The sequence below is a fragment of the Arthrobacter sp. Bz4 genome, from assembly GCF_003075455.1.
Taxonomy (GTDB): Bacteria; Actinomycetota; Actinomycetes; order Actinomycetales; family Micrococcaceae; genus Arthrobacter_D.
In genome coordinates, this window is the sequence record NZ_QDAE01000005.1 from 114,949 (window position 1) to 128,596 (window position 13,648).

The following is a 13,648-nucleotide window of genomic DNA, read 5'->3' on the forward strand; positions in this document are numbered from 1 at the left end:
CGCAGCAGTAAATGTCCTCATAAGCGGGCGTCCGGCGTCACACGTGTGCTGCGCGCCGGAGGCCTAAGAGTATTGTGCCGTACATGGGCACCGCGCATCGTTTTGATCCTCTGGCTGATAGCCGCTCCGCGTCCGATCCGGAGTTTGACCTGCTCCTCAGCGGATCAGTCTTCCTCGACATTGTTTTCACCGGCCTTGAACACCTGCCGTCACCGGGCACCGAGGTGTGGGCTGACGGGATGGGATCCTGCCCGGGTGGTGTTGCCAACCAGGCGATCGCCGCGAGCCGGCTGGGGTTACGCACCACCCTGTCGGCGGCGTTCGGCGACGATGGCTACGGTGACTACAACAAGGGCATCCTGCGGGATCAGGAACATGTTGACCTGTCCCGGTCGAGGACATTCGAGAACTGGCACTCACCGGTCACGGTGTCCCTGTCGGTGCAACGCGACAGGTCAATGGTGACCCACGGCCACCCCTCGCCGGTCTCCGCCACCGACCTGCTCGGCGACCCGCCGCCGCGCGCCCGGGCCGCCGTCGTCAGCGTCGAACCGCAGCTGGAACCCTGGGCGCTCGCCGCGCAGGCGAATGGGACCAAACTGTTTGGTGATGTGGGCTGGGACCCCACCGGGCAGTGGTCGGGAAATGCGCTGGATACGTTGCAGTACTTCCACGCTTTCGTGCCCAACGATGTGGAGGCGATGGCCTACACCCGCACCGACGACCCGTGGGCGGCCCTGTATGCGCTCGCCGACCGGGTGCCGGTGGCAGTGGTCACGGTGGGCCAGCAGGGGGCCATCGCCATCGATTCCATCACGGGGGAAGAGGAGTGGGTGCCGGCCCTGCCGGTGAAAGCCTATGACCCCACCGGGGCGGGTGACTGCTTCGCCGCCGCTTTCGTGATGGGTGACCTCGCCGGGTTCTCCCTCGCCGACCGGCTACGGTTCGCCAACCTGTGCGCCGCCCTGTCCGTGCAGGAAGTGGGCGGGTCCCTCGCCGCACCCGGGTGGGGTGACATTGCCGACTGGTGGCACCGGGTGAGCGAATCCCGCGACAAGGTCCGCAAACAGTGGCTGAAACGCTACGAGTTCCTCGAGGACATGGTCTCGGGTGTTCCGCTGGAAGCAGTGCGGCGGGCTTCGGCGACCATCGCCCGCCAATCCGACGCGTGAACCTCATCGAGCGCGGGGTCGCCCGGCGGGAGCCCCCGCGCAGGAATGACAGAATGGACCAGTGAGTTTCTTAGCTGAACCCCCGGCAGCCGAACGGCGGGTCGAGGTCGATCTGGACGCAGTGCGTCACAATGTCAGGCACATCGCCGACGTCGTCAGCCCGGCCCGCGTCATGGCGGTAGTGAAAGCCGACGGCTACGGGCACGGCGCCCGGCAGGTGGCTCGTGCCGCACTGGAATCCGGTGCCGCCTGGTTGGGCGTCGCCCACATCTCGGAGGCGCTGGACCTGCGTGAAGCAGGCATCGAAGCACCCATCCTCGCCTGGCTGCACACCGTCGAATCCGATTTCGGGGCGGCCATCAGAAACGGTATCGACATTGGCGTCTCCGGATGGGAACTCGACCACGTAGTGGCAGCGGCCCGGCGCCAGCAACTGCCCGCGCGGATCCAGCTGAAAATCGACACCGGGCTGGGACGCAACGGCTGCCCACCGGAACTGTGGGACACGCTGATCGGCCGGGCGCTGGAGCAGCAGGAGGCCGGGCTCCTCCGGGTGGTCGGGGTCTTCTCCCACCTGGCAGTCGCCGACGAACCGGACCGCCACGAAACGGACGACCAGGTCCGCCGCTTCCGTGCGGCGGTTGCGGTGGCCGAGGACGCCGGCGTCGACCTCGAACTCCGCCACCTCGCCAACACCCCCGGCGCACTGTCCCGCCCAGACACGCACTTCGACCTGGTGCGGGTGGGGCTCGGCATCTATGGGCTCTCACCGTTCCGCGGCCAGAGTTCGCAGGCGCTGGGCCTGCGCCCCGCAATGCGATTCGTCACCTCGGTGGCCAACTGCAAGGAAGTACCCGCCGGGCAGGGGGTCTCCTACGGCCTCAGCTACCGCACCACCCAACCCACAACGCTGGCGCTGATCCCGGTGGGCTACGCCGACGGCGTCCCCCGGGTCGCCACCGGTGCACCGGTGCTGGTGGATGGGTGCCAGTACCCGGTGGTGGGCCGGATCGCCATGGACCAGCTGGTCATCGACCTGCAGACCACCGGAATTGCCGGCACCGGGCGAAGCCCGCTGGGCCACCCGGCGGTGCTGTTCGGTGGCGGCCCCGACGAACCGTCGGCCGACGCTTGGGCTGACGCCAGCGGCTCGATCAACTACGAGATCGTGACGCGGATCAGTGGCCGCGTCCCCCGCACCTACCTCAACGACACGAGCGCCAATGCAGACCAGTAGCGGGCACTGCGGACCGGCGTGGTCCCGGAGTTTCACCGTGCACTCGGCCGCCGGACTGCAACGGTTCGCCGCGGCGCTCGGCGGCGACCTGGCGGCCGGTGACCTGCTGATCCTCACCGGCGGACTCGGTGCCGGGAAGACCACCTTCACCCAGGGGCTGGGCGAAGGCCTTGGCGTCCGGCCGGGGATCATCTCTCCTACCTTCGTCCTCGTCCGCGTGCACCCACCGCTGGCCGGCGGGCCGGCGCTCGTGCACGCCGACGCCTACCGGCTGGAATCCGCCGCCGACATCGATGACCTCGACCTGGAATCGACCATGGATACCAGCGTGACAGTCGTCGAGTGGGGAGCCGGGCGGGTGGAGCATCTGGCCGAGAGCCACCTCGAGATTCATCTTGACCGGCCAGCGATGGCCGGCGCCTCCGCTGACCCCGATGACGACGACGAGCCTCGACGGGTCCTGATCGAAGGGTACGGTCAGCGCTGGGCGAATACGCCGTCTGTCGTCGGCTCCCTCGATTAGGCTGGCAGGATGCTGATTTTGTCCCTCGATACCTCCGCCGCGGCGAGTGCAGCCCTGGTGCTGGACGGCGTCGTGACCGGGGCTTTCGCGACCGAAGACACGAGGAGCCACGCGGAGGTGCTCGCCCCCGCAGTCGCCGATCTGCTGGCCGAAGCGGGTATCACCGGAACGGATCTGACGGCGATAGTGGTGGGCGTTGGACCGGGACCTTTCACCGGGCTGCGGGCCGGGTTGGCTACCGCCAGGACTCTCGCCTACGTCTGGGACGTGCCGCTGCACGGAGTGATGAGTCTCGACTCCATCGCCGAGGACGCTGCAGCGCATGCCGGGACCGGCGAGTTCCTGGTCGCCACGGATGCCCGGCGGAAAGAGGTCTATTGGGCCCGGTACCGGGCCGACGACGGCGTCCCCGGGGTGCTGGAGGGGCCGCACGTGGGCGCGCCGTCGTCGCTCCCTGCCCTCCCGACCTATGGCAAAGGCGCGGGCCTCTACCCCGACGTCCTGGCAGGAGTCGCAGGCTTCACCGAACTGCACCCCTCGGCCGCGGCGTTGGGGCGGTCCGCCTCCCGGCGGCTCTCCGCTGGGCTGGCGTTGTTGGATACCGCTCCGCTGTACCTGCGGGAGTCCGACGCGCGGGTCCCCGGCCCCCGGAAGCGGGCGACCGGATGAGCTTCTCGTTGCGCGATTTGCTGCTGCAGGACGTTCCGGCTGTCGCACGCCTGGAGCTGGAACTGTTCCCTACTGACGCCTGGCCGCTGGAGATGTTCCTGGATGAGGTGTCCCAGACCGAAACACGCCGCTACCTTGTCGCCGAGATCGAGGGCCGCATGGTCGGCTATGCGGGAGTCATGTGTGTGGCGGCGACTGCCGACATCCAGACGATCGGCGTGCTGCCCGGTTATGAGGGGCAGGGAATCGGGACCACGATGCTGAACGAGCTGCTGGCCGAGGCACGACACCGCGGCGCCACCGAAGTGCTCCTGGAAGTCCGGGCTGACAACCCCCGGGCGCAGAAACTCTATACGCTGACCGGGTTTGAGCATATTCATACCCGGCGAAAATACTACCGCGACGGCGTCGACGCCTGGGTGATGAGGCTGATCCTGTGAACCGTGACAATCCGCTGGTCCTCGGCATCGAATCCTCCTGCGACGAGACCGGCGTCGGGCTGGTCCGTGGCACGCAACTGCTCACCAACACGGTGTCCTCCTCAATGGATGAACACGTCCGGTTTGGGGGAGTGATCCCCGAGATCGCCTCCCGGGCGCACCTTGACGCCTTCGTTCCCACCCTGCACCAGGCGCTCGCTGAGGTTGACGTCTCACTGGCGGAAATCGACGCTATCGCTGTGACATCGGGGCCCGGGCTGTCGGGTGCGCTGATGGTGGGTGTTTCGGCGGCGAAAGCCCTGGCGCTCGCGACCGGCAAACCGCTATTCGCCGTCAACCACCTGGTGGCCCACGTGGGTGTGGGCGTGCTGGATTCGGCGTTCCCGGACGGCCTCCCCCCGAATCTCGGTGCCCTGCTGGTGTCGGGTGGTCACACGGAGATACTGCGGGTCAACAACCTGGCCTTCGACGTCGAGCTGCTCGGGTCCACCATCGACGACGCCGCCGGTGAAGCCTATGACAAGGTGGCCCGCATCCTCGGGCTCGGATACCCGGGTGGCCCGGCAATAGACCGGATTGCCGCCGACGGTAACCCGAAGGCGATCCGGTTTCCCCGTGGGCTCACCCAGCCCAAGTACCTCGGAACGGCGGAGCAGCCCGGAGAACACCGGTACGACTTTTCGTTCAGCGGCCTGAAGACCGCCGTCGCCCGCTGCGTGGAACAATACGAGGCAGACGGCGTCGACCTCCCCGTTGCCGACATCGCGGCGTCCTTCCAGGAGGCGGTGGTCGACGTGATCACCTCCAAGGCCGTGCTGGCCTGCCGTGAACACGGGATCACCAGTCTGCTGCTCGGCGGCGGGGTGGCCGCCAACTCGCGGTTGCGGACGCTGACCGCCCAGCGTTGCGCGGCCGCCGGGATCACCCTAACGGTGCCGCCGCTGTCCCTGTGCACCGATAACGGTGCAATGGTGGCGGCCCTCGGGGCGCAGATCGTGATGAATGGTGGGGAGCCCACGGGATTGCGCTTCGCCACCGATTCCTCGCTCCCGGTGACCAGCGTCTTCGCCTGACCCCACCACCACCAACTGATCCGGGGTTTTGGGGGCAGCGGAGTGGGGGCTATTCGCGAAGCTGGGCCACCATGTCGAGGACGACGGCGCTGAGGTCGCCGTCGTGCTCGGCGGCGACCCGACGCTGCCGCTGATAGCCAGCACCGCGGGCCAGGATCTTCTCCACATCACCGAGCTCCTCGACGCAGCCCAGTTTCTTCGCGACCGGCTGCAGCCGCTCCAGCACCTCCACGAGGTGCTCGGTGACCAGCTGCTCCTTGCCCTGGGCGTCCAGGATAATGATGGCTTCCATCCCATAGCGGGCGGCACGCCACTTGTTCTCCTGCACATGCCAGGGCGGCATGGTGGGGATGGTTCCGCCATTGTCCAGGGTGGTGGAGAATTCGTCGACGAGGCACTGGGTCAGCGCAGCAACTGCTCCCACGTCCTGGAGGGTTGAGAGTCCGTCGCAAACCCGCATTTCGATGGTGCCCAGGTTCGCGACCGGTCGAATATCCCACCGGATCTCGTTCACTGAGTCGATCACCCCGGTGGTGAACATGTCCTGCACATAGGACTCGTACTCCGCCCAGGAGGGGAACTGGAACGGCAATCCAGCGGTGGGTAGCTGTTGGAACATCAGGGCACGCTGCGACGCGTACCCCGTATCATCGCCACCCCAGAACGGCGACGACGCCGACAGCGCCTGGAAATGCGGCACATAGTTCACCAGGCCGTCCAGGATCGGCATCGCCTTGTCCCGGCGATCCAGCCCCACATGCACGTGGACACCGTAGATGACCATCTGCTGGCCCCACCACTGGGTGCGATCAATCAGTTTGAAGTAGCGCTCCTTATCGGTCACCGGCTGGGACCGTGGCACGCTGAAAGGGTGCGAGCCGGCGGAGAACAGCTCAACGCCCATCGGGTCGGTGACCTCGCGGACCGCTGCCAGGGAGCGGGAAAGATCAGCTTTCGCCTCGGCCACCGTGTGGCAGATGCCGGTCACCAGCTCCACCGTGTTCAGCAGCAACTCCTGCTTGATATGGGGGTGCTCCTCATCCTCCTGCAACTCGGGATGGTTGGCCGCGACTCCCCGCAGGACCTGATTGGCAACCGAGACCAGATCGCCGTTGTAGCGGTCCACCAGAGCGAGTTCCCACTCCACGCCGAGCGTTGACTGGGCTGATTGCGCAAATTCGATCTTCATGTAGCTGGCTCCTGACCGGTACCGGACTGCTGGAAAATTCTGCCTCGGTATCGCGTCATCCGCGGAAGAGAACTGTCCCAATATTAGAGCAGGAGTAGCATCGATACAGTGAAACGCGCAGCCCGCCGGGCGAACACTGGGATTCCGCCACGTCCTCGGGGCTTACGCCAGACAGGATTAGCGGTTCTCACGCTCCTGCTCGTGGCCGGGTGCACCCCCGCGGGCAACGGCACCGGGTCGCCCTCCCCCGAGAGTCCGCCCACGTCGTCGTCCCCGAAACCGACGGCACCCAGCAACCCCGTGTTGCCGTGGGGCCCGAGTACCGCGAATTACGACGACGCCGTTGCCGCCGTCGCTGCGATGAGCACCGAGCAGCGGGCGGGGCAGGTGATGGTGGGCTTCTACGCTGGCACCGATCCGACCGGACAGCAACAGGCCATCCGCGACCTGCACCTCGCGGGCAGCATCATTATGGGAGACAACGTTCCACTGGCCGGTGACGGGACAGCCGATGCGGACGCGATGGCAGCAGTCACGTCCGGCCTGGCCGAAGCCGTCGCTGCTGACGGCCGGACCTGGCCCGCCGTCATCTCCGTGGATCAGGAAGGCGGGCAGGTTGCCCGCCTCGGCGCACCCTTGACCAGCTGGCCAACTCCTATGACCTACGGTGCCGCCGGGGATCCGGCGCTGGTGGCAACCTCAATGACAGCCATGAACTCCGAACTCGCGGGTCTTGGGTTCACCATGAACCACGCCCCGTCGGTCGATGTCACCACCGGGGCCAGTGACCCCACCATCGGTGCCCGCGCCTATTCGGATGACCCGGCCCTGGTCGGCGAGCTTGGCTCGGCGGCCGTCACCGGAATACTGGAGTCGGCTGTGCTGCCCAGTGTGAAGCACTTCCCCGGGCACGGGTCGGTACCCGCCGATTCACATCTTGAGTTGCCGGTGCAGACCGCCTCCCTTGAGGAGCTTGAGACCCGCGACTGGGTGCCGTTCAAAGCCGCGGCGGACTCGGGAGCACCGGTGATGATGATGGGCCATATCGCCGTTGACGCCGTGGACCCGGGCGTGCCGTCGTCGGTCTCGGCGCCGAACTATGCAGCGCTGCGCGGGCTCGGCTTCGACGGAGTGATAGTCACCGACGCCCTGAACATGGCAGCCGTTGAAGAGTTATACCCGGGCGGGCAGTCGGCTCCCCGTGCGCTAGCCGCCGGCGCGGACCTGCTCCTGATGCCCACCGACTCGTACGCCGCACACGCGGCAATTGTTGCCGCCATCGACGACGGCAGCCTCCCCGACGAACGGCTGGCCGAGGCCGCGACCCGTGTGGTCTCGCTGATGCTGTGGCAGGCGGAGTTGGCGGCTGAAGCCGACCCGGCCGAACCAGGGGAGCAGGCGGAGGCGAGCGGTGTGGCGTCGGCAGCTGCAATCACCGTGCTCACCGGCCAGTGCGGCGGGGACCTCTTGAACGGTACGGCTTCGGTCGTCGGTGGTACTGAAGCCGACGCCCAACGGTTTACCGAGGCTGCTGAGGCGGCGGGGGTTACTGTGGGCCCTGGCGGCACCACAGTTTCATTGGTCGGTGCTGGCGGGACCGGTGCAGCGCCGGCCGACGTCGCCGTCGCGCTGGATGCCCCCTGGTGGCTGGAAGCGGTTGACGCTCCCGTGGAGATTGCTGCGTACGGAAACACGCCGGGCGCGTTCGCCGCCGTGCTGGCTGTCCTGACGGGGGCCGCTCCAGCGCCGGGACAACTTCCGGTCGACGCTGCCGGGTACGACGCCGGAACCGGCTGCTAAGCGGCTGTTAACCGGCTAACCGGCGACCCGGTCGGGAGGACGAGCTGGCAGCGGTGTGTGTGACCGGGCGCAGCGGGTTACTGACCCGGACGGGTGCATTGCGGTGAATGAACAGCGGACCCGGATCGGCATCAACTACTCATGCAAATCCGGGTCCGTCACAACGCCGCCGCGCTAACGGCCGGGTAGGGAGGCTACTGCTATTCCTGGACCGGGATGGACTGCGCTGTCAGTGCATCGACGGTCTGCTGCTGGCCTTCACTGAGCGCATCCAGCAGTGTGCCGGAGCCGCCAATCGCTGCACCGAAACCGTCGGAGACGTCAGTGTAGGTCTGGGTCATGGTCGGGCCCCAGGTGAAGTTGGGGTCAACGTTCGCTGAGGCTTCGGCGAAGACATCATAGATCTGCTGTCCGTCGTAGAATTCGACGCCGCCAGCGAAGGCCTCAAGCTCGGTCGCAGACTTTGCTGCTGGGTACAGCCCGCCGAGTTCGTTGGCCAGGGCCAGGGCTTCAGGGTCGGTGTTGAGCCACAAGGCGAACTGCGCTGCCTCGGCCGGGTGCTCTGAGCCCTTCAGCACAGCGGTGGAGGAGCCACCCCAGTTGCCGGCGGTTTCTCCGCCTGCTTCCCACTGCGGCATGGGGGCAACGGCCCACTTGCCTGCTGTGTCGGGTGCGCCGTCGGACAGGGTGGTTGCACCCCACACGGCCGAAACCCAGGTCCACTGCTGGCCCTCGTTGAACGATGCGTTCCACTCGTCCGAGAAGGACGGGAGGGTGGACACGAGGTCCTCCGACAGCAGGTCCTGCCAGTAGGTCGCGACTTCCTCGGACTCGGGCCCGGTCAGATTAACGTCCCAGCTCTCGCCGTCGTTGGCGAACCACTGGCCGCCGTTCTGCCAGACCATGCCAGCGAACCAGTTGACGTCAGTCTTGGGGAAGTTGGTGATGTAGGCGCCCTCCGCCTTGATCTGCTCGGCGGCAACGGCATATTCCTCCCAGGTGGTGGGAACCTCGATGCCGGCCTCCTCGAAGAGATCGGCGCGGTAGTACATGGCCATGGGGCCGCTGTCCTGCGGGATGGCGTAGACGGAGCCCTCCTCGCCGAAGGTCGTCTGTCCCCACGTCCAATCGACGAACTGGTCGGCGGCCTCCGTGACGCCAGCGCACTCGGCGATGTTTTCCAGCCCGTCCTGGACACGGAAGTTCGGCAGTGCGTCGTACTCGATCTGGCCGAGGTCGGGTGCGTTGCCAGCCTGAATCTGATTGAAGAAGTTCTGGTAGGTACCGGAGTTGCCGTTGGGTCCGGTCTGCACGGTGACCTGGATGTCCGGGTTCTCCTCGTTCCACAGTTCAACTACCTGGTCCATCCCTGGAACCCAGGTGGTGAAGTTCAGCTCGACTGGCCCCTCGGAGGCCTCGCAGGGTGCCGCTTCGGCCCCTCCGCCCGAGCTGTCCCCGCCGGCTGAACAACCGGTGAGAGCCAGCGCAGAGATGGCAAAGGCCGCGGTGACTTTTCCGTAATGCGCGCGCATTGTTTTTCCTATCGGTGGTAGTTCAGTGCAGGAGCGGATGTCCCTGCACCAGGTGGTGCTGATTGTGAAAATCTGTGTGCTATTTGACGCCGCCGGCGCCGAGCCCGCTGCTCCAGAAGCGTTGTAGTGCGAGGAACGCGATGATCAGCGGGACAATCGAGACGAGAGCTCCGACAAGCACCAGGGACCGCAGTTCGGGGATCTGGCTGATCTGGCTGTTCCACGCGTAGAGGCCCAGGGTGACCGGGAAGAGTACCTGATCGCGGAGCATGATGAGAGGAAGGAAGAAGTTGTTCCAGATCGCCACGAACTGGAAGAGGAAAATCGTGACCAGCGCGGGAGCCATCAGGCGGGTGGAGACCGTGAAGAAGGTCCGGACCTCCCCCGATCCGTCCAGTCGCGCTGCCTCGAGCAACTCCCCGGGGACGCTGGCCGCCGCGTAGATCCGGGCCAGGTAGACGCCAAACGGGCTGACCAGGCTCGGCAGGAACACCGCCCACATGGTGTTTGTCAGATTGGCCTGGCTGAAGATCAGGAAGAGCGGCAAAGCCAGCGCTGTCGCGGGAACAAGGACACCGCTGAGCACGATGTTGAAGATCGCCTCGCGTCCCTTGAACTCGTATTTAGCGAGCGCGTACCCGCACATCGCGGCAATGACGGTGCCGAGCAGGGCCCCGATCCCCGCGTAGATGGCCGAGTTCAGGAGCCACCGGCCGAACAGTCCGTCGTTGTAGGTGAATAGCCGTCCCAGGTTGTTGAAGAAGGTTCCGAACGAATTCGCCGTGAACCACAGCGGCGCCGTCGACGTGATTTCGCCACCGGTTTTCGTTGAGGTGGTGAGGAGCCACCAGATGGGGGTCAGAAAGTAGAGCGTGAAAACACCCATGATGAGCATCGCGGCGCTGCGCGACATGATGCTCTGGCGGGGTCCACGCGCGGTGTCTTCCCGGGGCGGTCTGGGTCCTCCACCGCGTGGGCGTTTGGAGGCCGTGGCTGGGGCTGCGGTCACTGGGTAACCTTCCGCTGGGTCGACTTCAGGAAGACGAAGGAGAGGATGAACGTGGCGAGTGCGAGGACCACCGAGAACGCCGCGGCCAGATTGTAGTTTGGAACCGACGCGGTGGTGTAGACCGCGAGGTTGGGCGTGAACGTGCTGTTGATCGCCGAGCTGAAGCTACGCAGGGTCTGCGGTTCGGCGAGCAGCTGCAGGGTGCCGATGATCGAAAAGACCGCCGTCAGGATGATCGCCGGGATCACCAGGGGGATCTTGATGCGCCACGCGATCTGGATGTTGCTCGCCCCGTCGAGCCTCGCGGCCTCGTAGATTTCGGTGGGGATCGCCAGCAGCGACGCATAGATGATGAGCATGTTGTACCCGACATACACCCAGGTCACGATGTTGGCTATGGCCCAGAGCACGAGGTTCGCCGACAGGAAGTCGACGTTCGATGTCACCGCGCCGAAGGGTGAGAGCGACGGCGAGTAGAGGAACCCCCACATGATGGCGGCGATTACTCCCGGGACGGCGTAGGGGGCGAAGAACGCCAGGCGGAAGAACTTTTTCCCCTTCAACAGCGGTGAATCCAGCAGCAGGGCGAACAGGAGCGCCAGCCCCAGCATGATGGGCACCTGTACAGCGCCGAACACCATCACCCGGCCCACCGAAGCCCAGAACGCGCCGTCCTGGAAGACCTGCTCGTACTGCACAAAGCCGCCGAAGACCTGGCGGGGTGCGCCGAATGTCCCTTCGCGCTCGACGGTGAGCAGCGACTGCACAATCGCGTAGACGATCGGAATTGCGTAGAAGGCGAGGAACAGGAGCCCGAACGGCGCGATGAACAGGGCGACGGCGCGGCGCTGCGCTCCCGACGAACGGTTTTTCCTCACGACCGGAGGGGCCTTTGGCGCCCCGACCGGAGGGTTAGTGACTGTCATGGCCTGCATCCTTTCGGCCCTGAGCCAGGCCGTGGGCGTCGGGGATTTCTGGGGTGGTACGAACCACGCGCACTGCGCCGGCGGGAACGACGACGACGCCGGACACGGCCTCGTCAGTCAACAGTTCCAGGCCGCTGACCCGGTGTTTGCGGTCCTCGGTGGTGTGGTTGATCAGGAAAACGTACTCATGGCCGTTGCCGCGCCGCGTGATCGACTCGAGCCCTGACTGCACCTCGGGCAGTGTCACGCTGGCGGTCACCGCGGCTCGCAGCAGCAGGTCCTTCAAGACGCCACGGTCCAGTACCGTCGCGGCATACCAGGCCTCACCGGCCCCATAGTGGTTGCGGGTCACTGCTGGGGTGCCCACGTGGGTGCCGGTGGCATAACTCAGGATGGCTTCGGCTCTCGTGAGGTGGAGCGCTTCGGACCAGAGAGAGGCGGGGGACCCGTTGTCGAGGGTGAGCGGATGTGCCGGATCGAGAGGGAAGAACTCCTCCGTGCGGATACCCAGCAGGTCCCTGAATGCTCCGGGGTACCCGCCGGGGCGCACTCTTTCGTTCTCGTCAACGATTCCGCTGAAGAAGCTGATGAAGGCGGACCCGCCGTCGTCGACGAAATCCCTGATGACCGCGGCATGCTCGTCCCGGATCAGATACAGGTTCGGGACCACCACCAGCTTGTAGCGGGAGAGCGGAGCGCCGGGGGCGACGACGTCGACAGTGAGTCCGGCTTCCCACAGCGCAGTGTAGGCAGCGTGGACCTGGCCGATGTAGCTGACGTCACCCGACGGGTGCGACTCCTGGTCGTGGGCCCACCATGCCTCCCAGCTGAAGACGAGCGCCACCTCGGCGTGCACCGTGGTTCCGCCCAGCTCGCGCAGCTTTCGGAGGCTGCGCCGAGGCCGACGACGTCGCGCCAGGTCTGCGAATCGGTGCCGGCGTGGGGGAGCATGGCGGAGTGGAATTTCTCGCTGCCCTGCAGAGACGCGCGCCACTGGAAGAAGCAGAGGCCATCGGCGCCACGTGCCAGGTGGCCGAGTGAGTTGCGGACCATCTCGCCGGGCCCCTTGGCAATGTTGCGGGGTTGCCAGTTTACGGCGCCGGTGGAATGTTCCATCAGCAGCCACGGCTTGCCCTGGGCGAGTCCGCGGGTGGTGTCGGCGGCGAACGCCAGCTCAACCAGGGGCGCGTCGAGCCGGTGGTCGAGGTAATGGTCGTTGGCGATGACGTCCATCTCAGGGGCCCAGGTCCAGTAATCCTGGTTGCGGATGTGGGCGGCAACCATGAAGTTGGTGGTGATGGGGATGGAACTGTGGTTCCGGATCACTGCGGCTTCAGCCTGGTAGTAGTCAAGCAGTGCGTCGGAACTGAAGCGTTGGAAATCGAGTTCCTGGGTGGGGTTCAAAGCCGAAATGGTGGCCCGCGGGGGGAGGATCTGTGCCCAGTCCGAGTAGCGCTGGCTCCAGAAGGAGGTGCCCCAGGCCCGGTTGAGCTCGTCAACGGTGGTGTAGCGGTGGTGCAGCCAGGTGCGGAACGCGGCGGCTGAGACGTCGCAGTAACACAGCGCGTTGTGGCAGCCCAGTTCATTGGAGACGTGCCATACGGTGACCGCGGGGTGGTTGCCGTACCGTTGCGCCACCCGCTCCACCAGCCGGAGTGCGCGCTCGCGGAATATCGGGGAGCTGGGGCACCACGCCTGGCGTCCGCCGGGCCACCGCCGGGTGCCGTCGGCCATTTGCGGAAGGATTTCCGGGTGCAGGGCGGTCAGCCAGGGGGGAGGGGAGGAGGTGCCGGTCCCGAGGTTCACCGAAATACCGTTGGCATGCAACAGCGCAATGACCTCGTCCAGCCGGTCAAACGTCACGACGCCGTCGGCGGGTTCCAGCTCAGCCCAGCCGAAGATGTTGATGGCGGCGAGGTTGACGCCCGCCTCCTTCATCAGCCGGATGTCCTCGGGCCACACGGCGGATCCCATTGCTCAGGGTTGTAGTCGCAGCCGTAGACCAGGTCTCCGTTGCCGGAGAGATCTGTGACAGTGGTGGTGCTCGAATTCAACCGGGCTCCTCGTCGTCGATAGTG

At 66.1% G+C, this 13,648-nt stretch carries 12 protein-coding genes and 1 pseudogene; 7 read left to right on the top strand and 6 right to left on the bottom strand.

Going from position 1 to position 13,648, the window contains the following annotated elements; translation table 11 throughout:
* The first annotated feature begins 83 nt into the window (after nt 1-83).
* The 6 genes from DDA93_RS06205 to tsaD all read left to right on the top strand — a co-directional run bounded on the left by DDA93_RS06205 (nt 84) and on the right by tsaD (nt 5,114).
* Entirely contained in the window at nt 84-1,172 is a 1,089-nt protein-coding gene (locus DDA93_RS06205; RefSeq protein ID WP_116778310.1) for a carbohydrate kinase family protein, read from the top strand.
* Nucleotides 1,173-1,233: 61 nt separating this feature from the next.
* Nucleotides 1,234-2,409: an alanine racemase gene (alr, locus tag DDA93_RS06210; RefSeq protein ID WP_116778311.1), complete on the top strand. Its 1,176-nt coding sequence runs from the start codon at nt 1,234-1,236 to the stop codon at nt 2,407-2,409.
* The gene (gene tsaE / locus DDA93_RS06215; RefSeq protein WP_243400538.1) at nt 2,396-2,932 is read left to right on the top strand and encodes a tRNA (adenosine(37)-N6)-threonylcarbamoyltransferase complex ATPase subunit type 1 TsaE; all 537 of its coding nucleotides are present in this window, start codon (nt 2,396-2,398) and stop codon (nt 2,930-2,932) included. The genes alr and tsaE overlap by 14 nt, the downstream gene beginning before the upstream one ends.
* Before the next feature lie 9 nt (nt 2,933-2,941).
* Entirely contained in the window at nt 2,942-3,601 is a 660-nt protein-coding gene (tsaB, locus tag DDA93_RS06220) for a tRNA (adenosine(37)-N6)-threonylcarbamoyltransferase complex dimerization subunit type 1 TsaB (RefSeq protein WP_116778313.1), read from the top strand.
* On the top strand, nt 3,598-4,041 hold the full coding sequence (gene rimI, locus DDA93_RS06225; protein WP_116778314.1) for a ribosomal protein S18-alanine N-acetyltransferase: 444 nt from the start codon (nt 3,598-3,600) through the stop codon (nt 4,039-4,041). Before tsaB ends, rimI begins: the two co-directional genes overlap by 4 nt.
* Entirely contained in the window at nt 4,038-5,114 is a 1,077-nt protein-coding gene (gene tsaD, locus DDA93_RS06230; protein ID WP_116778315.1) for a tRNA (adenosine(37)-N6)-threonylcarbamoyltransferase complex transferase subunit TsaD, read from the top strand. The genes rimI and tsaD overlap by 4 nt, the downstream gene beginning before the upstream one ends.
* Nucleotides 5,115-5,163: 49 nt before the next feature.
* Here tsaD and DDA93_RS06235 read toward each other — a convergent pair whose 3' ends face one another.
* Nucleotides 5,164-6,303 carry a glutamate--cysteine ligase gene (locus tag DDA93_RS06235; RefSeq protein ID WP_116778316.1) on the bottom strand — a complete coding sequence of 380 codons (1,140 nt, stop codon included), beginning with the start codon at nt 6,301-6,303 and terminating at the stop codon, nt 5,164-5,166.
* A 108-nt stretch (nt 6,304-6,411) separates the two neighbouring features.
* Here DDA93_RS06235 and DDA93_RS06240 point away from each other — a divergent pair, with 108 nt between their 5' ends.
* Nucleotides 6,412-8,103, top strand: coding sequence for a glycoside hydrolase family 3 N-terminal domain-containing protein (locus tag DDA93_RS06240; protein WP_347693146.1), 1,692 nt, complete (start codon nt 6,412-6,414; stop codon nt 8,101-8,103).
* 200 nt (nt 8,104-8,303) lie between these two features.
* Here the strand turns inward: DDA93_RS06240 and DDA93_RS06245 are convergent, their stop codons facing one another.
* The 5 genes and pseudogenes from DDA93_RS06245 to DDA93_RS17085 form a co-directional block, all read right to left on the bottom strand.
* Nucleotides 8,304-9,635: an extracellular solute-binding protein gene (locus DDA93_RS06245; protein WP_116778317.1), complete on the bottom strand. Its 1,332-nt coding sequence runs from the start codon at nt 9,633-9,635 to the stop codon at nt 8,304-8,306.
* A gap of 79 nt (nt 9,636-9,714) precedes the next feature.
* On the bottom strand, nt 9,715-10,548 hold the full coding sequence (locus tag DDA93_RS06250) for a carbohydrate ABC transporter permease (protein WP_026040908.1): 834 nt from the start codon (nt 10,546-10,548) through the stop codon (nt 9,715-9,717).
* Nucleotides 10,549-10,640: 92 nt separating this feature from the next.
* Nucleotides 10,641-11,570, bottom strand: a complete 930-nt coding sequence (locus DDA93_RS06255) for a sugar ABC transporter permease (protein WP_035766270.1) — start codon at nt 11,568-11,570, stop codon at nt 10,641-10,643.
* Nucleotides 11,557-12,564: a beta-galactosidase trimerization domain-containing protein gene (locus DDA93_RS17080; RefSeq protein WP_347693147.1), complete on the bottom strand. Its 1,008-nt coding sequence runs from the start codon at nt 12,562-12,564 to the stop codon at nt 11,557-11,559. Before DDA93_RS17080 ends, DDA93_RS06255 begins: the two co-directional genes overlap by 14 nt.
* Nucleotides 12,519-13,544 (bottom strand): annotated as a pseudogene (locus tag DDA93_RS17085) (beta-galactosidase); the annotation flags it as partial. The pseudogene DDA93_RS17085 and the gene DDA93_RS17080, both read right to left, overlap by 46 nt.
* Nucleotides 13,545-13,648 lie beyond the last annotated feature (104 nt).

Coding starts and splice junctions, on each gene's coding strand:
- DDA93_RS06205 (WP_116778310.1), top strand. CDS start 84: ATGGGCACCGCGCATCGTTTTGATCCTCTGGCTGATAGCCGCTCCGCG.
- tsaE (WP_243400538.1), top strand. CDS start 2,396: ATGCAGACCAGTAGCGGGCACTGCGGACCGGCGTGGTCCCGGAGTTTC.
- tsaB (WP_116778313.1), top strand. CDS start 2,942: ATGCTGATTTTGTCCCTCGATACCTCCGCCGCGGCGAGTGCAGCCCTG.
- rimI (WP_116778314.1), top strand. CDS start 3,598: ATGAGCTTCTCGTTGCGCGATTTGCTGCTGCAGGACGTTCCGGCTGTC.
- DDA93_RS06235 (WP_116778316.1), bottom strand. CDS start 6,303: ATGAAGATCGAATTTGCGCAATCAGCCCAGTCAACGCTCGGCGTGGAG.
- DDA93_RS06245 (WP_116778317.1), bottom strand. CDS start 9,635: ATGCGCGCGCATTACGGAAAAGTCACCGCGGCCTTTGCCATCTCTGCG.
- DDA93_RS06250 (WP_026040908.1), bottom strand. CDS start 10,548: ATGTCGCGCAGCGCCGCGATGCTCATCATGGGTGTTTTCACGCTCTAC.
- DDA93_RS06255 (WP_035766270.1), bottom strand. CDS start 11,570: ATGACAGTCACTAACCCTCCGGTCGGGGCGCCAAAGGCCCCTCCGGTC.